Origin of the sequence: Caldimonas tepidiphila, assembly GCF_003569765.1 — a bacterium.
Classification (GTDB): domain Bacteria; phylum Pseudomonadota; class Gammaproteobacteria; order Burkholderiales; family Burkholderiaceae_C; genus Caldimonas; species Caldimonas tepidiphila.
Map to the genome: position 1 here is coordinate 20,187 of NZ_QXMG01000031.1, position 17,876 is coordinate 38,062.

General features: G+C 72.6%; 19 protein-coding genes. 14 read left to right on the top strand and 5 right to left on the bottom strand.

What is annotated here, in order from left to right:
- Window positions 1–10: 10 nt before the first annotated feature.
- Window positions 11–1,012, bottom strand: a complete 1,002-nt coding sequence (hemB, locus tag D3A59_RS16660) for a porphobilinogen synthase (protein ID WP_240636092.1) — start codon at window positions 1,010–1,012, stop codon at window positions 11–13.
- A gap of 301 nt (window positions 1,013–1,313) precedes the next feature.
- Between hemB and D3A59_RS16665 the strand changes: the two genes are divergently transcribed.
- The 6 genes from D3A59_RS16665 to D3A59_RS16690 all read left to right on the top strand — a co-directional run bounded on the left by D3A59_RS16665 (window position 1,314) and on the right by D3A59_RS16690 (window position 5,441).
- Window positions 1,314–1,742 carry a CopD family protein gene (locus D3A59_RS16665; RefSeq protein ID WP_119156283.1) on the top strand — a complete coding sequence of 143 codons (429 nt, stop codon included), beginning with the start codon at window positions 1,314–1,316 and terminating at the stop codon, window positions 1,740–1,742.
- Window positions 1,743–1,759: 17 nt separating this feature from the next.
- A complete protein-coding gene (locus D3A59_RS16670) occupies window positions 1,760–2,887 on the top strand; it encodes a VanZ family protein (protein ID WP_119156285.1) in 1,128 nt (375 codons plus the stop codon).
- Between the two features lie 45 nt (window positions 2,888–2,932).
- A complete protein-coding gene (locus tag D3A59_RS16675) occupies window positions 2,933–3,259 on the top strand; it encodes a (2Fe-2S) ferredoxin domain-containing protein (protein ID WP_119156287.1) in 327 nt (108 codons plus the stop codon).
- Window positions 3,260–3,271: 12 nt separating this feature from the next.
- Window positions 3,272–3,892, top strand: a complete 621-nt coding sequence (locus D3A59_RS16680) for an alpha/beta hydrolase (RefSeq protein WP_119156288.1) — start codon at window positions 3,272–3,274, stop codon at window positions 3,890–3,892.
- Window positions 3,893–3,982: 90 nt separating this feature from the next.
- On the top strand, window positions 3,983–5,140 hold the full coding sequence (locus D3A59_RS16685; protein WP_119156290.1) for a D-alanyl-D-alanine carboxypeptidase family protein: 1,158 nt from the start codon (window positions 3,983–3,985) through the stop codon (window positions 5,138–5,140).
- Window positions 5,141–5,165: 25 nt separating this feature from the next.
- On the top strand, window positions 5,166–5,441 hold the full coding sequence (locus D3A59_RS16690) for a YbeD family protein (RefSeq protein ID WP_119156292.1): 276 nt from the start codon (window positions 5,166–5,168) through the stop codon (window positions 5,439–5,441).
- Between the two features lie 18 nt (window positions 5,442–5,459).
- Here the strand turns inward: D3A59_RS16690 and D3A59_RS16695 are convergent, their stop codons facing one another.
- Window positions 5,460–6,185: a tetratricopeptide repeat protein gene (locus D3A59_RS16695; protein ID WP_119156293.1), complete on the bottom strand. Its 726-nt coding sequence runs from the start codon at window positions 6,183–6,185 to the stop codon at window positions 5,460–5,462.
- Between the two features lie 125 nt (window positions 6,186–6,310).
- Between D3A59_RS16695 and lipB the strand changes: the two genes are divergently transcribed.
- From lipB to D3A59_RS16715, 4 genes are all read left to right on the top strand, one after another.
- On the top strand, window positions 6,311–6,982 hold the full coding sequence (gene lipB / locus D3A59_RS16700; protein ID WP_119156295.1) for a lipoyl(octanoyl) transferase LipB: 672 nt from the start codon (window positions 6,311–6,313) through the stop codon (window positions 6,980–6,982).
- Window positions 6,983–7,079: 97 nt separating this feature from the next.
- Window positions 7,080–8,072: a lipoyl synthase gene (lipA, locus tag D3A59_RS16705; RefSeq protein ID WP_119156363.1), complete on the top strand. Its 993-nt coding sequence runs from the start codon at window positions 7,080–7,082 to the stop codon at window positions 8,070–8,072.
- A 1-nt stretch (window position 8,073) separates the two neighbouring features.
- A complete protein-coding gene (locus tag D3A59_RS16710; RefSeq protein ID WP_119156297.1) occupies window positions 8,074–8,781 on the top strand; it encodes a helix-turn-helix domain-containing protein in 708 nt (235 codons plus the stop codon).
- 79 nt (window positions 8,782–8,860) lie between these two features.
- The gene (locus D3A59_RS16715) at window positions 8,861–9,712 is read left to right on the top strand and encodes a DMT family transporter (RefSeq protein WP_119156365.1); all 852 of its coding nucleotides are present in this window, start codon (window positions 8,861–8,863) and stop codon (window positions 9,710–9,712) included.
- An 18-nt stretch (window positions 9,713–9,730) separates the two neighbouring features.
- Here D3A59_RS16715 and D3A59_RS16720 read toward each other — a convergent pair whose 3' ends face one another.
- The gene (locus D3A59_RS16720; RefSeq protein ID WP_119156298.1) at window positions 9,731–10,231 is read right to left on the bottom strand and encodes a TlpA family protein disulfide reductase; all 501 of its coding nucleotides are present in this window, start codon (window positions 10,229–10,231) and stop codon (window positions 9,731–9,733) included.
- A gap of 484 nt (window positions 10,232–10,715) precedes the next feature.
- Window positions 10,716–11,771, bottom strand: coding sequence for a ProQ/FINO family protein (locus D3A59_RS16725; protein WP_170162357.1), 1,056 nt, complete (start codon window positions 11,769–11,771; stop codon window positions 10,716–10,718).
- Window positions 11,772–12,539: 768 nt separating this feature from the next.
- On the opposite strand from D3A59_RS16725, the gene D3A59_RS16730 reads away from it, so the two are divergent.
- From D3A59_RS16730 to D3A59_RS16745, 4 genes are all read left to right on the top strand, one after another.
- On the top strand, window positions 12,540–13,775 hold the full coding sequence (locus tag D3A59_RS16730) for a cation:proton antiporter (protein WP_240636093.1): 1,236 nt from the start codon (window positions 12,540–12,542) through the stop codon (window positions 13,773–13,775).
- 16 nt (window positions 13,776–13,791) lie between these two features.
- Window positions 13,792–14,916 carry a YbdK family carboxylate-amine ligase gene (locus D3A59_RS16735; RefSeq protein ID WP_119156302.1) on the top strand — a complete coding sequence of 375 codons (1,125 nt, stop codon included), beginning with the start codon at window positions 13,792–13,794 and terminating at the stop codon, window positions 14,914–14,916.
- A gap of 64 nt (window positions 14,917–14,980) precedes the next feature.
- Window positions 14,981–15,247 (top strand): DUF3606 domain-containing protein, encoded by a 267-nt coding sequence (locus tag D3A59_RS16740; protein WP_157991566.1) that lies wholly within the window; start codon window positions 14,981–14,983, stop codon window positions 15,245–15,247.
- A 43-nt stretch (window positions 15,248–15,290) separates the two neighbouring features.
- Complete coding sequence (locus D3A59_RS16745) at window positions 15,291–16,496, top strand: glycosyltransferase (RefSeq protein WP_119156306.1); 1,206 nt, start codon at window positions 15,291–15,293, stop codon at window positions 16,494–16,496.
- A 25-nt stretch (window positions 16,497–16,521) separates the two neighbouring features.
- Here D3A59_RS16745 and D3A59_RS16750 read toward each other — a convergent pair whose 3' ends face one another.
- A complete protein-coding gene (locus tag D3A59_RS16750; RefSeq protein ID WP_119156308.1) occupies window positions 16,522–17,820 on the bottom strand; it encodes an amidohydrolase family protein in 1,299 nt (432 codons plus the stop codon).
- Between the last annotated feature and the right edge of the window lie 56 nt (window positions 17,821–17,876).

Here is a 17,876-nt window from a genome sequence, read left to right on the forward strand (position 1 = left end):
CCGCCGGGCGTCAGCCGCGCAGTGCGCGCGCGGCGTCGAGCGCGAAGTAGGTCAGCACGCCGTCGGCGCCGGCGCGCTTGAACGCGAGCAGCGACTCCATCATCACCGCGTCGTGGTCGAGCCAGCCGTTGGCCGCGGCGGCCTTGAGCATCGCGTACTCGCCGCTGACCTGGTAGGCGAAGGTCGGCACGCGGAACTCGTCCTTCACGCGGCGCACGATGTCGAGGTAAGGCATGCCGGGCTTGACCATCACCATGTCCGCGCCCTCGGCGAGGTCGAGCGCGACCTCGCGCAGCGCCTCGTCGCTGTTGCCCGGGTCCATCTGGTAGGCCTTCTTGTTGCTCTTGCCCAGGTTGGCGGCCGAGCCGACCGCGTCGCGGAAGGGGCCGTAGAAGGCGCTCGCGTACTTGGCGCTGTAGGCCATGATGCGGGTGTGGATCAGCCGGCGTGCCTCGAGCGCGCCGCGGATCGCGCCGATGCGGCCGTCCATCATGTCGCTCGGGGCGACGATGTCGACGCCGGCCTCGGCCTGCACCAGCGCCTGGCCCTTGAGCACCTCGACGGTCTCGTCGTTGAGGATGTAGCCGCTGGCGTCGATCAGCCCGTCCTGGCCGTGGCTCGTGAACGGGTCGAGCGCGACGTCGGTCAGCAGCCCGAGCTCGGGGAAGCGCTTCTTCAGCTCGCGCACCGCGCGCGGCACCAGCCCCTCCGGATTGAGCGCCTCGCGGCCGTCCTCGGTCTTGAGCGCCGGCTCGATCACCGGGAACAGCGCCATCACCGGGATGCCGAGCCTCACGCACTCCTCGGCCACCGGATAGAGCCGGTCGAGGCTCAGGCGCTGCACGCCCGGCATCGACGCGACGTCCTGCACGCGGTCCTGCCCGTCGACGACGAACACCGGGTAGATCAGGTCGCTGCAGCTCAGCGCATGCTCGCGCACCAGGCGGCGCGTGAAGTCGTCGCAGCGCAGGCGGCGCGGCCGCTGCGCGGGGAAGGCGGAGAAGTAGGGCACGGTGCGGATCCTCGGGCGGACGGTGAAGGTGTGAAAAGCGCAAGATTTTCGCGCCTTTTGTGGACAATCCTTACTGGCGGGTGACGCCTTGATTCTGGTAAAGTTGTACATGAATGATTCGCCGCAAGGTGGTCATTCCCTGCTTTTCCTCCCTGAGCAGGTGCCTTACCGTGATGACAGCGTTAAGGCTTTTCCGCCCCAGTCGTCTTGACTGGGGCTTTTTTCTTTGGGGCGCCGCCCGTGCGGACGATGTTCGCGCCAGTGGGGCGAGGGCGCGGGCGTCAATGACCATAATGGCCGCATGCTCTGGATCAAAGCCCTCCATGTCGTTTTCGTGACGAGCTGGTTCGCCGGCCTCTTCTACCTGCCGCGGCTCTACGTCAACCTGGCGATGGTGCCGGCCGGCAGCCATGCCGAGCGCGAGCGGCTGCTGCTGATGGCGCGTAAGCTCTACCGCTTCATGAACCCGCTGATGATGCTGGCCATCGGCTTCGGGCTGGTGCTGTGGCTGTACTACGGCATCGGGCGCGGCCCCGGCCAGGGCTGGATGCACGCCAAGCTCGCGCTCGTGCTCGGCCTGCTCGGCTACCACCTGTGGTGCAAGCGCCTGCTGCGCGACTTCGAGCACCAGGGCAACCGGCGCTCCCATGTCTGGTTCCGCTGGTTCAACGAGGTGCCGGTGCTGGCGCTGCTGGCGATCGTGGTGCTGGTGGTCGTGAAGCCCTTCTGAGCGGGGCGCGGCGCGGCATGGCCCGGCATCTCCGCACCTCGCTGCTGCCGCTGGCGCTGCTCTACACCGCGCTGGTGGTCTACGCCACGCTCTACCCCTTCAGCGGCTGGCGCGATCCGGGCGTCGAGCCCTGGCGCTTCCTGCTCAAGCCGTGGCCGCGCTGGTGGTCGTGGTTCGACGTCGTCTCCAACCTGATCGGCTACATGCCGCTCGGTGCGCTGCTGGCCGGCGCGCTGCTGCGGCTCGGCGCCGGGCGGCTGCTCGCGGTGCTGCTGGCCGCGAGCGCCGGGGCGCTGCTGTCCTTCGGGCTCGAATCGACGCAGAACTTCCTGCCCGGGCGCGTGCCCTCCGGCCTCGACTGGGTGCTGAACGCGTCCGGCGCGCTCGTCGGCGCGCTCGTCGCCGCCGCACTGCAGGCGCTCGGCTGGGTCGGGCGCTGGCAGAGCTTCCGCGACCGCTGGTTCCTGCCCGGCAGCGCCGGGGCGATGGCGCTGCTGCTGGCCTGGCCGGTGGGGCTGCTGTTCCCGGCGCCGCTGCCGCTCGGCCTCGGGCAGGTGCTGGCGCGGGCGCAGGACGCGCTCGCCGCCGCCGTCGCCGGCACGGCGCTCGCCGACTGGATCGAGCCGGCCGCCGTGCGGGCGCTGGAGCCACTCGCGCCCGGGCTGGAGATGGTCACCACCGCGCTCGGCCTGCTCGCGCCCTGCCTGCTGGCCTTCTCGGTCTCGCCGGTCGGCTGGCGGCGCGTCGCGCTGGTCGCGGGCGCGCTCGCGCTCGGCGTGGCGGCGACGACGCTGTCGACGACGCTGAACTTCGGCCCGCAGAACGCGCTGGCCTGGATGACGCAAGCCAGCCGCACCGGGCTGGCGGTCGGCGCGCTCGCCGCGCTGGTGCTGGCCGTCGCGCCGCCGCGCGCCGCCGCCGCGATCGGGCTGGCGCTGCTGGCGCTGATGGTGGTACTCGTGAACCGGGCGCCGCTCGACCCCTACAGCGCGCTCAGCCTGCAGGCCTGGGAGCAGGGGCGCTTCATCCGCTTCCACGGCCTCGCGCAGTGGGTCGGCTGGCTGTGGCCCTTCGCGGCGCTCGCGTGGCTGCTGGCGCGCAGCGCGAGCCGCGACGAGCCCGACGGCGTGCCCCGCGCGGCATGACCTTCCGGGGCGGTGCCGCCGCGGGTGCGGCCTAGAATCCCGGGGATGAGCTACTACGAGCGCCACATCTTCTTCTGCCTCAACGAGCGCCAGGGCGACGAGGCCTGCTGCGCCCGCCACGACGCCAAGGGCGCCTTCGACCACTGCAAGGCGCGCGTGAAGGCCGAGGGCCTCGCGGGGCCGGGCAAGGTGCGCGTCAACAAGGCCGGCTGCCTCGACCGCTGCGCCGGCGCGCCGGTGGCGGTGGTCTACCCGGAGGGCACCTGGTACACCTTCGTCGACAGGAGCGACATCGACGAGATCGTCGAGTCGCACCTCAAGCGCGGCGAGGTGGTCGAGCGCCTGCTGCTGCCGCCCGACGTCGGCCGCTGACGGGGGCCGCGCATGAACTCCCAGACGCTGCGCGAGCAGATCGCCGGCCCGGCCGGCGTGATCGAGTGCGCGATCGACGCGCCGGCCGATGCCGCGCCGCGCGGCCTGGTCGTGATCGGGCATCCGCACCCGCTGCACGGCGGCACGATGGACAACAAGGTGGTGCAGACGCTCGCGCGCGCCTTCGTGCAGCTCGGCTGGCGCTGCGTGCGCTTCAACTTCCGCGGCGTCGGCAGCTCGGCCGGCGCCTGGGACGAGGGCCGCGGCGAGATCGACGACATGGCCGCGGTCATCGCACATTACCGCGGCAACAGTGAATTGCTGCTCGCCGGCTTCTCCTTCGGCGCTTACGTCGCGTCACACGCCGCGGCGCGGCTCGCGGAAAATGCGGCTCCGGCGCGCCGACTGGTGCTCGTCGGCCCGGCCACCAGCCGCTTCGAGGTCGCGCCGGCCGCCGAGGACACGCTGGTGATCCACGGCGAGCAGGACGAGGTGGTGGCGCTTTCCGCGACGCTGGACTGGGCGCGCCCGCAGGGGCTGCCGGTGGTGGTGGTGCCGGGCGTGGGCCATTTCTTCCACGGCCAGCTCACGCTGCTGAAGAACATCGTGCTGCGCGCCTTCCGGTCCGAGTGAGCGGGGCCGGGGCGGCCGCGCCGCGCCCGGTGTCGCGCCGCATCGCATCTGTCGGGCGCCTCGTGCGCCCTGGACCCTTTCGACGTTCTCATGAAACAACTGACTTCCTTCATCGCGTCGGTCGCGATCGGCCTGGGCGTGCTGCTGCCGGCGCAGGCGCAGACGCCGCAGGCCCCCGAGATCGCCGCCAAGTCCTGGCTGCTGCTGGACCTGACCAGCAACCAGGTGCTCGCGCAGCACGAGCCCGACACGCCCGCGGACCCGGCGTCACTGACCAAGCTGATGACCGCCTACGTGACCTTCGCCGCGATCCGCGACGGCCGGCTGTCGCTGCAGCAGCAGTTGCCGGTGTCGCAGCGCGCCTGGGACGAGAGGAAGGGCGGCGCCTCGCTGATGTTCATCGACCCGAAGATGCAGGTGAAGGTCGAGGACCTGCTCAAGGGCATGATCGTGCAGTCGGGCAACGACGCGTCGGTGGCGCTCGCCGAGGGCGTGGCCGGCACGGTGGAGCGCTTCGTCGAGCTGATGAACCGCGAGGCGCAGCGCATGGGGCTGAAGAACACCAGCTTCCGCAACGTCACCGGCATGAGCGAGGCGGGGCACCGCAGCACCGCGCGCGACCTCGGGATCATCGCCGCGCGCATCATCCAGGACTTCCCCGCCTACTTCCCGCTCTACTCCATCAAGGAGTTCACGTTCAACAACATCACGCAGCCCAACCGCAACCTGCTGCTGCGCCGCGACCCGTCGGTGGACGGCATGAAGACCGGCCACACCTCTGCAGCCGGCTACTGCCTGATCGCCACCGCGCAGCGCGACTTCCCCAACGGCAAGCGGCGGCTGCTCTCCGTGGTGCTCAACACCACCTCGATGGAGGCGCGCGCCGCCGAGAGCCAGAAGCTGCTGAACTGGGGCTACCAGAACTTCGACGCGCTCAAGCTCTTCGAGGCGAACCAGGCGGTCGTGTCTCCCCTGGTGTGGAAGGGGCAGGCCAAGCAGGTGAAGATCGGCAGCACGCAGCCGGTCTACGTCACCGTGCCGCGCGGCGAGGGCGAGAAGGTCAAGACTGCGGTCGAGCGCACCGACCCGCTGGTCGCGCCGCTCGCCAAGGGCCAGCCGGTGGGCCGCCTGAAGGTCACGGTGGGCTCCACGCTGGTGGCCGACGTGCCGCTGGTGGTGCTCGAGCCGGTGGCCGAGAGCGGCCTCGTCGGCCGCACCTGGGACAGCCTGCGGCTGTGGATCCAGTGATCCGGTGCCGCACGAAAGGAACGCGATGAGAGACATCCCGCCCGAACAGTCGCTGATCGAATACCCGAGCCGCTTCCCGATCAAGGTGATGGGCGCGGCGGAGGAGGGCTTCGCCCAGGCGATCGCCGCCCTGGCGCAGGAGTTCGACCCGGGCTTCGATCCGGCGACGATCGAGATGCGCCCGAGCTCGGGGGGCAAGTACCTCGGCCTGACGATCACGATCACCGCCACCAGCCGCGAGCAGCTCGACGGGATCTACCGCGCGCTCAGTTCGCACCCGATGGTCAAGGTCGTGCTCTGAGCTCCCTGCGCCGCGCCTTCAGCGCGGCGGCGCGGCGAGCCGCCGGTCGAGCTCGCGCAGCTTGATGGGCGCCGCCTCGTCGCCCTGCGCGGCCGCCTGCGCATACCAGTAACGCGCCAGCCGCAGGTCGCGCGCCACGCCCTCGCCCTTCTCGTACATCGACGCGATCAGGTACTGCGCGCCCATGTCGCCGGCGCGCGCCGCCTCGCGGTACCAGTGCGCCGCCGCGCCGGCGTCGGGCGCGGTGCCGCGGCCGAGGTAGTAGGCGGTGCCGAGCTCGAGCTGCGCGTCCGGGTGCCCCTGGCCCGCGGCGAGCGCGTACCACTGCACCGAGCGCGGGAGGTCGGGCGCGTCGACGAGGCCGAGCTCGTGCACCTGGCCGAGCGCGTGCGCCGAGCGCACGAAGCCCTGCGCCGCCGAGGCCTCCAGCAGCCGCAGCGCGCGGCGGCGGTCGGGCTGCGGCGCCTCGCCGCGCAGGTGCATCATCGCCAGGTTGTAGCGCGCCAGCGCGCTGCCGCCCTGCGCCAGCCGCTCGAAGCCCTCGCGCGCCTCGTCGAGCCGCCCGGCCGCATAGGCGCGCAGCGCCGCGTCGATCTCCTGCCCGCCGGCCACGGCGCCTGCCGCCCGCTCCCGCGGCGCGTCCCCGCGCGTGCCCCCCTCCGGCGGAGCCTGGGCGGCGAAAGCCTGGAGGGCGGCGCACAGCAGCGCCGCGATCGCAGGAAGGGACCTGGGGGTGGCGCTCATGCGGTGCTCCTGCAGCGCGGGGGGACGCGGACGATTCTGCGCGTGCCGTCGGGCGCGACGCCACTGGGGGCATGCGGCGCGCTGGCGCGGCGCTAGACTGCCGGCTCCCCGCTACCCCGCCCGCCATGCAGATCCGCTCCCTCGGCCTGGTCGACTACCAGCCCACCTTCGACGCGATGCGCGCCTTCACCGAGTCGCGCGGCCCCGATACGCCCGACGAGCTGTGGCTGTGCGAGCATCCGCCCGTCTACACGCAGGGCCTGGCCGGAAAGGCCGAGCACGTGCTCTTCAACCCGCACGGCATCCCGGTGGTGCAGAGCAACCGCGGCGGCCAGGTCACCTACCACGGCCCAGGGCAGGTGGTGGCCTATCCGCTGGTGGACCTCAAGCGCCTCGGCATCTACGTGAAGGAATACGTCTACCGCGTCGAGCATTGCGTCATCAAGACGCTCGCGTCCTTCGGCGTCACCGGCCACCGCGTCGCCGGCGCGCCGGGCATCTACGTGAAGCTCGACGACCCTTTCGGCCACGCCGCGCTCACCGGGCCGGCCGATCCGCGCGACCCCTTCCGCGGCCTGGGCAAGATCTCGGCGCTCGGCATCAAGGTGAGCAATCACTGCACCTACCACGGCGTGGCGCTCAACATCGCGATGGACCTGAGCCCCTTCGAGGGCATCAACCCTTGCGGGTACGCGGGGCTGCGCACGGTCGACTTGGCTACACTCGGGGTTTCTGCGGACTGGGCCACGGCCGCCGCACGGCTGGCCGACAAGCTCGCCGTCCACCTGAGCCCCTGACCGCGCCCCCGTCGATCCCCCTTCGGCCCGCCACGGGCCGATGCAAACCGCGCCGCGCTGTGCCATGGCCGCAGCCGGCGACCGAAAGCGCAGCAGCATGCCCACCGAAAACGTCGTCCACCAGGCCCAGAGCGGCGAAGCCTACGACGCCAGCGCCAAGCAGAAGGCCCAGGCCAAGACGGCGCGCATCCCGATCAAGGTCGTCGCCGCCGAGACGCTGAAGAAGCCGGACTGGATCCGCGTCAAGGCCGGGTCGCCGACGACGCGCTTCTACGAGATCAAGCAGATCCTGCGCGAGCACAAGCTGCACACGGTCTGCGAGGAGGCGAGCTGCCCGAACATCGGCGAATGCTTCGGCCACGGCACCGCGACCTTCATGATCATGGGCGACAAGTGCACGCGGCGCTGCCCCTTCTGCGACGTCGGCCACGGCCGCCCGGACCCGCTCGACGTCAACGAGCCGGAGAACCTGGCCAAGACCATCGCGGCGCTCAAGCTCAAGTACGTCGTGATCACGAGCGTCGACCGCGACGACCTGCGCGATGGCGGCGCGGCGCACTTCGTCGAGTGCATCCGCAAGACGCGCGAGCTCTCGCCGTCGACCCGCATCGAGATCCTCACGCCCGACTTCCGCGGCCGCATGGACCGCGCGCTCGAGATCCTCAAGGCCGCGCCCCCGGATGTGATGAACCACAACCTCGAGACCGCGCCGCGCCTGTACAAGGAGGCCCGTCCCGGCTCGGACTACCAGTACAGCCTGAACCTGCTCAAGCGCTTCAAGGAGTTCGCGCCCGGCGTGCCGACCAAGAGCGGCATCATGGTGGGCCTGGGCGAGACCGACGAGGAGGTGCTCGAGGTCATGCGCGACATGCGCGCGCACGACATCGACATGATCACGATCGGCCAGTACCTCGCGCCGAGCGGCCACCACCTGCCGGTGCGCCGCTACGTGCACCCGGACACCTTCAAGATGTTCGAGGCCCGCGCCTACGAGATGGGCTTCACCCACGCCGCGGTTGGCGCGATGGTGCGCTCGAGCTACCACGCCGACAAGCAGGCCGCCGGCGCCGGCGTCGCCGACGCGCTCTGAGATGGAGCGCTCGCCGCGGGCCGCGCTGAGCCTGCGGCACTACGGCGCAGCGCCCGGCAGCCACGACCACGCCCACTTCCAGCTGCTGTGGGGCTGGCAGGGCCGGCTCGAGCTCGAGGTCGAGGGCCGCGGCGCGCGCCTCGGCGCCGGCCAGGCGCTGATCATCCCGCCCGGCGCCCGGCACGACTTCCATTCGCGCGAGGGCAGCCGCTGCTTCGTGCTCGACACCGCGGACGAGACGGGCCTGCCGCTGGCGCAGGCCGCCCGCGTGCTCGAGCTCGCGCCCGCCGCACAGCACCTGCTGCGCTTCCTCGCCGCCCGGCCCGAGGCGGCGGCCCTCGAGGACGATTCCCCGCTCGCCGGTGCGGCGGCGCGGCTGCTGCTGTCCACGCTCGCGAACGTGGCGCCGGCCGCGCGCGCGGTGCGGCGCATCGACTGGCCGGCGCTCGAGGCCTGGATCGACGCGCACCTCGCCGAGCCGCTCGATGTCGCGCGGCTGGCCGCGCAGGTGCTGCTGTCGCCGTCGCAGTTCGCGGCGCGCTGCGTGGCCGAGACCGGCCGTGCGCCGATCGCCTGGCTGCGCGAGCGCCGGCTGCTCGCCGCGCGGCGGCTGCGCGCCGAGGGCCGGCAGGTGCAGTGCGTGGCGCGGCTGTGCGGCTACCGCTCGCCGTCGGCGCTGACCGCGGCGCTGCGCCGCGACCGCGGCTGAGCGAAGTCCGGCGTCGCGCGACGAAACGCCGGTGCCGCGCGACGCCGCGGCCCGCCGGGCCGGACTTATGCTCGCGCCCATGTCCTCCGCTTCCTCGCTGCCCTACCTGCATGCGCTCGGCGCGATCGCGCTGTGGGCGCTGCTCGCCACGCTCGGCGTCGCGCTCAGCGACGTGCCGCCCTTCCTGCTCACCGGCGTCGCGCTGCTGATCGGCAGCGTGCCGTCCTGGCCCTTCGTGCTGCGCGAGCCGCGGCTGTGGCGGGTACCGGCCGGCACGCTGCTGCTCGGCGTCTACGGCCTGTTCGGCTTCCACTTCCTGCTCTTCATCGCGCTGCGCCATGCGCCGGCGGTCGAGGCCAACCTCGTGAACTACCTGTGGCCGCTGCTGATCGTCGTGCTCGCGCCGCTGCTGCTGCGCGGCGTGCGGCTGCGCTGGCAGCATGTGGCGGCGGCGCTGGCCGGCTTCGCGGGCGCGGCGCTGGCGATCGCGGGCGGGCGCGAGCTGCAGGGCGGGCTCGCCTGGGGCTACCTGCCGGCGCTCGGCTCGGCCTTCATCTGGGCCAGCTACTCGCTGCTGACCAAGCGCGTCGAGCGCTTCCCGACCGCGGCGATCGGGCTGTTCGGCCTGGTGTCGGGGGTGCTGTCGCTGCTGTGCCACGCGCTGCTCGAACCCCCGGCCGTGCTCGGCACGCGCGACTGGCTGCTGCTGGCGCTGATGGGGCTCGGGCCGCTTGGCGGCGCCTTCTTCCTGTGGGACCGCGCGCTCAAGGAGGGCGATCCGCGCCGCATCGGCATCCTGAGCTACCTGACGCCGCTGGCGTCGACGGTGCTGCTGGTGCTCGCGAGCGGGCGTGCGCTCACGCCATGGATCGCCGCGTCGGCGGCGCTGATCGTCGGCGCGGCGGTGGTCGGCATGCGCGCGCGCGGCTGAGGCGCCGCGGCGGCGGGTTCAGCCCTCGGCGAGCAGTTTCTCGACCAGCTGGTGCAGCGCCGCGAAGTCGGGCTCGCCGACGTAGCGCTTGACGATCTCGCCGCGCTTGTTGATCAGGTAGGTGGTCGGCGTGAGCTTCACGTCGCCGAAGCCCTTGGCCACCGCGCCGGTGTTGTCGATCGCGACCTTGAACGGCAGCTTGCGCGACTCGGCGAAGCTCGCGACGTAGGCCGGCGGGTCGTAGTTCATCGCGACGGCCACGAAGTCCAGCCCGCGCTCGCGGTACTTCTCGTAGGTCTGCACCATCTGCGGCATCTCCTTGACGCAGGTGACGCAACTCGTGGCCCAGAAATTCACCAGCACCACCTTGCCCTTGAACTGCTCGCTGCTGTGCGTGCTGCCGTCGAGCAGCGCGTAGTCGACGCGCGGGGCGGCGTGGGACGATCCCATCGCGAGCCAGGTGGTGACGGCGATGGCCAGGGCGAGTGCGGCGGCGATCAGATAGCCGGATTTCTTCATGGGAGGCACCTTCCGGGAAGCGGCGCGAGTTTACGCCGCGGGGGCTGCCCCGCGCCCGAAGCGACAGCCGCGAGGCAGCGGGAGATTTCACCCTTGTGACAACTACTTGGGGCGCCGGTTCCCATCTTTTCAACAGGCTTACCCACGAAAACAGTGGAAAACTCCTGCCCGCGGACAGCGCGCGGAGACGTGACCGGCGCCGATGCAGGATCGTTTTTCCCTGGCGTGACAAGGACTTGCCATGACTGCGCCCATGTTTCCCACAGCCTTCTCCACGCCGGCAGTGGACAAGTGGAAGGCGCGGCGGGGTGCCTGCAAGGCTCGTGAGCCTTTGTTGCAGCAACGGCGGTTTTTACAATCCTGACAAGCACTTGAGGGGCCTGCCCGCACCTTTTCAACAGGCTTCTCCACGGTTTGCGTGGACAAGTCCCCGGCGCGGCCGGTCCCGGGCCCGAAGGGGCGCCCGGGACCCGGGGCGCGGGCCTCAGGCGCGCGGGGGGCGCCCGCCGCCGGGCTTGCCGGAGCGCGGGCCGGACGGGCCGCCGGAGGCGTTGCGCGGACCGCGCGCGCCACCGCGCTCGTCGCCGCGGCCGCGGCCACCGCCGCCCTCGCGCCGGCCCTCATCGCGCCGGTCCCCGCCCTCGCGCCGGCCGCCGTCACGGCGCGGGTCGCGCGGCGCGCCCCGTCCGCGCTCGCCGCCGGTGTCGCCGCTCGCCTCGCGCAGCAGCCGGTCGAGCTGCGCCGGGTGCATGCGCCGCGAGGCCGCGAAGGCCGGCACGTTCTGGCCGCTGGCGCGGAAGGCCTCGAGCAGCTCGGTGAGGAACTGCTTGCGCTGGCGGCGCTCCTCGCTCGCCTGCGCGAGCAGCGCGTCGAGCTGTGCCGCCTCCACGCCCTTGAGGGCGCAGAAGTTCTCGCGCGTGAGCGTCGTGGTCTCGAAGGCGGCGAGCAGCGACGCGCGCTGCAGCCGCTCGGCTTCCGCCGCGCGTTCCGCCGCGAGCCGCTCGTCCTCGCGGCCGCGTCGCTGCTTGATCGTCTCGGCGGCGAGGCGGCGGTGCTCCTCCGACAGCTCGCCGGCGGGCTGGCCGTCGAGGTCGAAGCGCTGCGTCTGCGTGCTGACCGCCTGCAGGTAGGCATCGGTCATCGTGTAGCGGCGCAGGAAGGCCGACAGCGTCTGCTTCGGGAACACGCCCGGGGCGCGCGCGTTGATGTCCTGCTGGATGCGCAGCTTCAGCGGCTTGGGTCGGCCGCCGAACAGCGCGGGGTAGAGCTCGCGCAGCTTCGCCGCGCAGGCCTTGACGCTCATTTCCGCGCCTTCCGCGCGGCGCGGCGCGGCTTCCGCGGCTTCTGCGGCCTCGGCCGGCAGTGCCGGCTCCTGGGCGGCCTCGGGCGGCTCGCCGGCGGGGGCGGGGGCCCCTGCCGACGACGCGTCGGGGACGCAAGCGTCCGCAGCGGGAGCCGGCTGCGGCGCGGCCGGGGCCTCGGGCGTCGGCAGGGAGGGGGTGTCGCCGCTGGCGGGGACGGTGTCGTCGTTCGGATTCATCGGTGGCAAGGGGCTCCGGATCGCGCCGCGGCAGATGCCGCGCCCCGCCCGGAAGCGTCATGGGGAATGCTGTTGGCCGCCATTCTGAGGCCTGCCGCCGCCGACCTCCCCCGACGGGGGATCCGCAGGGGATTTCCGGGCCCCGGATTCCTTTGCACCGGGGCCGCGACCGGCGACCGACACCCGGGGAAGGCCGCGCGCAAAGCGGTGTGCCCGCATATCCCTCCGGCATGCCTTGTTATGGTAGTCATCGGGATTTTCTGCTCTAAAGTGGGTCCGGCTGCCCGGGAACCCGCTTCCCGGGGCGGCAGCCAGAAGCGTTCATGACCCCCGTTCGCGGGGGTTCTTTTTTTCTGCGCTTCCCCGGCCGCGCCGCGCCGCGCCACAGGAGAGGCGCTTGCGCCGGCGACTGCCGCCGGCGCCCGGCTGCGGTCCGGCAGGTCCGGCGACATGCCCGATACCTGCCCGGCGCCCGCGCAAGCTGCGAAACTCGCGGTCCCGGCGCCCTCGTCGAGGGCGGACCGCGCGGGCGTGACAGTCGCCGTGCCCGCGGCCCGTTCCGCACGGGCCGGCACGCCGCGCGAACTGAAACTGACAGGACGAATGCCGCACGGCGCCTCCGGGAGGGGACGGCGCCGCAGCGGTGCAGGGCCTGGCGCTCGACTCCGGCAAGGAGCCGGCATCGGCGCCGGCGGGCAGGGGCGCCGGCCGGGCGCGACGGTGGCCGGCACGAGGCCGCGCGACAACAGCCAAGAGGAGAAAGATTGCATGGCGGAAGAGGGGTGGAGGAGTGCGTTCTCGTTCATGGGCGCGGTGATGCCGTGGCCGCCGCAGCCCGATGCGCTGATGCTGGTGTCGCTGGCGCTGATCGCGGGGGCGCTGCTCGGGGAGGCGGTGTTCCGCGGCGCCGGCCTGCCGCGCGTGGTCGGCTACTCGCTCGCCGGCCTCGGCATCTCGGCGCTCGGCCTGGGCATTCCCTACGGTGCGCCGGGCGGCACGCTGCGGCTCGTGATCGATCTCGCGCTGGCGCTGCTGCTGTTCGAGCTCGGCGCGCGCGTGCGCCTGCTCTGGCTGCGCACCAACCCCTTCCTGCTCGTCACGAGCCTGGTGGAGTCGCTGCTGAGCTTCGTCGCGGTCTACCTCGTCGCGCGCTGGCTCGGCACGAGCCCGGTGGCGGCGACCGCGCTGGCGGTGCTGTCGGTGCCGGCCTCGCCGGCGGTGATCTCGCGCGTCGCGTCCGAGCTGCGAGCCGCGGGGCAGGTCACCGAGCGCATCGCGGTGCTCGCCGCGCTCAACACGCTCTACGGCGTGATGGCCGCCCGCGTGCTGCTCGGCTGGCTCCATCTCGACCACGGCGAGAACCCGGTGCGCGCGGTGCTCGAGCCGCTCTACGTGTTCGCCGTCTCGGGGCTGCTGGCCGGCGGCCTCGCCTACGCGGTGGCGCGCGTCGCGCGCAAGCTCGACCTGCGCAACGAGAACTCGACGCTGCTGCTGCTCGGCCTGGTCGCCTTCGCGCTCACGCTCACGCAGATGTTCGGCGGCTCGACGCTGCTGGTGCCGCTGATGGCGGGGCTGTGGCTGCGCAACACCACCGACCGGCCCTGGGTCTGGCCGCGCCACTTCGGCACCGCCGGCGGCGTGCTGGTGCTGATGCTGTTCGTGATCGTCGGCTCGACCTGGTCGCTCGACGGGTTGATGGCCGGCGGTCTGCTGGCGCTCGCCGCGATGCTCGCGCGCCTGCTGGCCAAGGGGCTCGCGGTGTTCGCGCTCGGCTGGGCCAGCGGCCAGTCGCCGCGCCAGGGGCTGAGCCTGGGCCTGGCGCTCACGCCGCTGTCGGCCACGGCGCTGGTGATGCTCTCGGACATGCAGGCCGCGCATGCCGGCTTCGCCGCGCAGATCGCGCCGGCGGTGCTCAGCGCGATCGCAGTGATGGAACTCGTCGGCGCGCTGGCGGTGCAGGGCGCCTTGCGGCTCGCGGGCGAAGTCTCGCCCCGGCGCGAATGAACCAGGGAGGGCGGCGATGAGCCTCGAAGCGTTTTCCGTGTCCCGGCCGCTGACGCTCGGCGTCGAGCTGGAACTGCAGATCGTCAACACGCACGACTACGACCTGTCGCCGAGCGCGGCCGACCTGCTGCGCCTGATGGCGCGGCGCAAGATCCCCGGCGACGTGAAGCCGGAGATGACCGACAGCATGATCGAGCTGTCCACCGGCGTCTGCGAGAACCACGCCGACGCGCTGGAGCAGCTCACCCGCATCCGCGAGGCGCTGCTCGACTGCGCCCAGCGCCTCAACGTCGGGTTGTGCGGCGGCGGCACGCATCCCTTCCAGGACTGGAGCGAGCGTCGCATCTACAACGCGCCGCGCTTCCACATGCTGTCGGACCTCTACGGCTACCTGTCCAAGCAGTTCACGATCTTCGGCCAGCATGTCCACGTCGGCTGCCCCGGCCCGGACGAGGCGCTGGTGCTGCTGCACGGGCTGTCGCGCTACATCGCGCACTTCATCGCGCTGTCGGCCTCCAGCCCCTACGTGCAGGGCACCGACACCGGCTTCCACTCGGCGCGCCTCAACAGCGTGTTCGCCTTCCCGCTGTCGGGCCGCGCGCCCTTCGTGCTGACCTGGGACGATTTCGGCAAGTTCTTCGACAAGATGACGCGCACCGGTGTCGTGCAGAGCATGAAGGACTTCTACTGGGACATCCGCCCGAAGCCCGAGTTCGGCACGATCGAGGTGCGCGTGCTCGACACGCCGCTCACCATCGAGAAGGCCGCGGCGCTCGCCGCCTACATACAGTGCGTGTCGCGCTACCTGATCGAGGAGCGGCCCTTCGCGCTGAGCGAGGACGACTACCTCGTCTACACCTTCAACCGCTTCCAGGCCTGCCGCTTCGGCGTCGAGGGCACCTTCGTCGATCCGCAGACCGGCGAGCACCGCACGCTGCACGAGGACATCGTGGCGACGATGGCGCGGCTCGCGCCGCACGCCGAGGCGCTCGGCGCGCTGCCGGCGCTGCAACTGCTTGCCGGCGAGCTCGAGGGCTGCGGCAACGACGCGACCTGGATCCGGCAACTGCAGTCGCGCGAGCGGCTGCTGCCGGAGGTGGTGCGCCAGCAGTGCCTGCGCTTTGCCGGCGCGGTGCGCTGAGCCGGGCCCGCGGCGGCCGGCACGCGAAATGCCGGTCTTCTCCGATCAGCGAAAGGAGCCGGCCATGAGCGAGAACGAGCTGCCCGACGACGCGCGCATCGACGTCGACATCGACGACGAGCCCGCGCTGGGGCGCTGGGCGCAGCGCCTCGGCACCGACCCCGCGCGGCTGCGCGCCGCGCTCGCGGCGGTCGGCCCGGAAGTCCGCCGGCTGCGGGACTTTCTGGCCGGTGCGCCCCAGAGCAGCGCGCTGCTGCCCGACGGGGACCCGCACGACGCCAACGGCCCCGCCGGCCCGCCGCACTACGACATCCACAAGGAGGCGTCCTGAGCGGCTCCGTCCCTGCAACACCTCCCCCCGGGCGTGGCGCGCCATGAAGAGGCTCCTCGTCTTCCGATCCGGGCTCCTGCCCCCGTCCGAGACCTTCATCCGCGAGCAGGCGCTCGCGCTGCGGCAGTGGCGGCCGCTGCTGCTCGGGCTCGAGCGGCTCGACGACGGGCTGCCGCTCGACGGGCTGGAGTGGCGCTGCGTCGATCCGCCGCAGCTGAAGTCCTGGAAGCGGCGGCTGGCCTCGCGGCTGCTGCGCCTCGGCGCGCCGCAGCGCCGTTTCCTGAACGAGCTGCGCGCCAGCGGCGCGCGGCTGCTGCACGTGCATTTCGGCGTCGACGCGGTGAAGTTCTGGCCGGTGGCCCGCGCGCTGCGCCTGCCGGTGCTCGTCACGCTGCACGGCTACGACATCCAGATCCACCCGCAGTGGTGGGAGGACGGCCACGGCGGCGACGCGATGCGCGACTACCCGGCACGGTTGCGCGCGATGGCGCGCTCGGACCGGGTGCGCTTCCTGGCGGTGTCCGAGGCGATCCGCGAGCGCGCGCTCGAGTGGGGGTTGCCGGCGCACAAGCTGCAGGTGTCCTACATCGGCGTGGACACGCGCCGTTTCGCCCCGGGCGGGCAGCCGGTGGCGCAGCGCCCGCCGCGCCTGCTCTTTGTCGGCCGGCTGGTGGAGAAGAAGGGCTGCGAGGTGCTGATCCGCGCGCTGGCGCAGCTGCGCGCGCGGGTGCCGCAGGCGGAGCTGGCCGTCATCGGCGACGGGCCGCTGCGCCCGGCGCTCGAGCAACTCGCCGCGGCCCTGTGCCCCGGCGGCGTGCATTTCCTCGGGCGCCAGCCGCCGCAGCGCGTGCGCGCCGAGCTCGACCTCGCCCGGGTCTTCTGCCTGCCCAGCCTGCGCGCGGCCAGCGGCGATGCCGAAGGCCTGGGCATCGTGATCCTGGAGGCCCAGGCCTGCGGCGTGCCGGTGCTCACCTCGGCCTGCGGCGGCGCCCGGGAGGCGATCGAGCATGGCGTGAGCGGCTTGCGCCATGCCGAGGGCGACGTGCAGGGGCTGGCCGAGGGGCTGCTGCGGCTGCTGCAGGACGACGCGCTGGCCGACGCCTTCTCGCGCGCGGCGCGGCAGCGCATGGTCGAGCGCTTCGACCTGGCCGACTGCAGCCGGCGCCTCGAGCGCATCTACGACGAGGTCGCCGAGGCCTCGTCGCGGCCGCCGCGCGGCCTCGGGCGGCTCGAGGCCGGGCTGCGCTGAGGCGGACTGAGGCGGGCTGCCGGTCTCAGCCCGCCGTGCCGGCGGCCGGCCGCAGCCAGTCGACCCCGGCGGGCCGCCCCGGCAGCTCGAGCCGCGCCACCTGCGGCGCCATGCGGCTGATCGCTCGCCCGCCCCGCAGCACCAGCAGGCGCGGTGCGCGCACGCGGATCGCCTCCACCGGGTCGCGCGCCTGCAGCAGCACGAGGTCGGCGCGGCAGCCGACCCCGAGCCCGTAGCCCTCGAGCCCGAGGATCGCCGCCGGCGTCGTCGTCACCGCGTCGAAGCACTGGCGCATCGCCGCCTGCGAGGTCATCTGCGCGACGTGCAGCCCCATGTGCGCGACCTCCAGCATGTCGCCCGAACCCATGCCGTACCAGGGGTCCATCACGCAGTCGTGGCCGAAGGCCACCGGCACGCCCGCGGCGAGCAGCTCGGGCACGCGCGTCATGCCGCGGCGCTTCGGATACGTGTCGTGGCGGCCCTGCAGCGTGATGTTGATCAGCGGGTTGGCGATCGCGGCCACGCCCGACTCGCGCATCAGCGGCAGCAGCTTGGACACGTAGTAGTTGTCCATGCTGTGCATCGAGGTCAGGTGCGAGCCGGCCACGCGGCCGTGCAGGCCGAGGCGCTGCGTCTCGGCGGCGAGCGTCTCGATGTGCCGGCTCAGCGGGTCGTCGCTCTCGTCGCAGTGCATGTCCACGCGCAAGCCCCGCTCCGCGGCGAGCTCGCACAGCAGCCGCACCGACGCGGCGCCGTGTTCAGCCGTCCGCTCGAAGTGCGGGATGCCGCCGACCACGTCGACGCCCATGTCGAGCGCGCGCTTCAGGTTCTCGAAGGCGCCCGGTGCACGCAGCACGCCGTCCTGCGGGAAGGCGACGAGCTGCAGGTCCAGGTAGGGCTTCACGCGCTCCTTCACGTGCAGCAGCGCCTCCACCGCGAGCAGGCGCGGGTCGCACACGTCGACATGGCTGCGGATCGCCAGCAGCCCCTTGGCCACCGCCCAGTCGCAGTAGGCCATCGCGCGCTCGACGATCGCGTCCTGCGCCAGCAGCGGCTTCAGTTCGCCCCACAGCGCGATGCCCTCGAGCAGCGTGCCGCTCTGGTTCACGCGCGGCAGGCCGTAGGAGAGCGTCGAGTCCATGTGGAAGTGCGGGTCGACGAAGGGCGGCGTGACGAGCAGGCCGGCGGCGTCGATCTCCTCGGCAGCGGAGGCGGGCAGCGCGGGGCCGAGGGCGGCGATGCGGCCGCCGGCGATCGCGATGTCGATGCCACTGCGGCCGTCGGGCAGCGTGCAGCGGCGCAGGATCAGGTCGGGTGCGGGCATGGGGCGGGCCTTTGCATGGACGGTGGAAGCGAGCATGCCGGCGGTGGTGGAAGGCT

What these genes read in the sequence shown, in the direction of transcription:
- D3A59_RS16720 (WP_119156298.1), bottom strand. Translation starts at nt 10,231, where the DNA reads ATGAAGAAATCCGGCTATCTGATCGCCGCCGCACTCGCCCTGGCCATC.
- D3A59_RS16740 (WP_157991566.1), top strand. Translation starts at nt 14,981, where the DNA reads ATGAGCGAGAACGAGCTGCCCGACGACGCGCGCATCGACGTCGACATC.
- D3A59_RS16675 (WP_119156287.1), top strand. Translation starts at nt 2,933, where the DNA reads ATGAGCTACTACGAGCGCCACATCTTCTTCTGCCTCAACGAGCGCCAG.
- lipA (WP_119156363.1), top strand. Translation starts at nt 7,080, where the DNA reads ATGCCCACCGAAAACGTCGTCCACCAGGCCCAGAGCGGCGAAGCCTAC.
- D3A59_RS16710 (WP_119156297.1), top strand. Translation starts at nt 8,074, where the DNA reads ATGGAGCGCTCGCCGCGGGCCGCGCTGAGCCTGCGGCACTACGGCGCA.
- D3A59_RS16725 (WP_170162357.1), bottom strand. Translation starts at nt 11,771, where the DNA reads ATGAATCCGAACGACGACACCGTCCCCGCCAGCGGCGACACCCCCTCC.
- D3A59_RS16730 (WP_240636093.1), top strand. Translation starts at nt 12,540, where the DNA reads ATGGCGGAAGAGGGGTGGAGGAGTGCGTTCTCGTTCATGGGCGCGGTG.
- D3A59_RS16685 (WP_119156290.1), top strand. Translation starts at nt 3,983, where the DNA reads ATGAAACAACTGACTTCCTTCATCGCGTCGGTCGCGATCGGCCTGGGC.
- lipB (WP_119156295.1), top strand. Translation starts at nt 6,311, where the DNA reads ATGCAGATCCGCTCCCTCGGCCTGGTCGACTACCAGCCCACCTTCGAC.
- D3A59_RS16745 (WP_119156306.1), top strand. Translation starts at nt 15,291, where the DNA reads ATGAAGAGGCTCCTCGTCTTCCGATCCGGGCTCCTGCCCCCGTCCGAG.
- D3A59_RS16665 (WP_119156283.1), top strand. Translation starts at nt 1,314, where the DNA reads ATGCTCTGGATCAAAGCCCTCCATGTCGTTTTCGTGACGAGCTGGTTC.
- D3A59_RS16680 (WP_119156288.1), top strand. Translation starts at nt 3,272, where the DNA reads ATGAACTCCCAGACGCTGCGCGAGCAGATCGCCGGCCCGGCCGGCGTG.
- D3A59_RS16735 (WP_119156302.1), top strand. Translation starts at nt 13,792, where the DNA reads ATGAGCCTCGAAGCGTTTTCCGTGTCCCGGCCGCTGACGCTCGGCGTC.
- D3A59_RS16670 (WP_119156285.1), top strand. Translation starts at nt 1,760, where the DNA reads ATGGCCCGGCATCTCCGCACCTCGCTGCTGCCGCTGGCGCTGCTCTAC.
- D3A59_RS16750 (WP_119156308.1), bottom strand. Translation starts at nt 17,820, where the DNA reads ATGCCCGCACCCGACCTGATCCTGCGCCGCTGCACGCTGCCCGACGGC.
- D3A59_RS16715 (WP_119156365.1), top strand. Translation starts at nt 8,861, where the DNA reads ATGTCCTCCGCTTCCTCGCTGCCCTACCTGCATGCGCTCGGCGCGATC.
- D3A59_RS16695 (WP_119156293.1), bottom strand. Translation starts at nt 6,185, where the DNA reads ATGAGCGCCACCCCCAGGTCCCTTCCTGCGATCGCGGCGCTGCTGTGC.
- D3A59_RS16690 (WP_119156292.1), top strand. Translation starts at nt 5,166, where the DNA reads ATGAGAGACATCCCGCCCGAACAGTCGCTGATCGAATACCCGAGCCGC.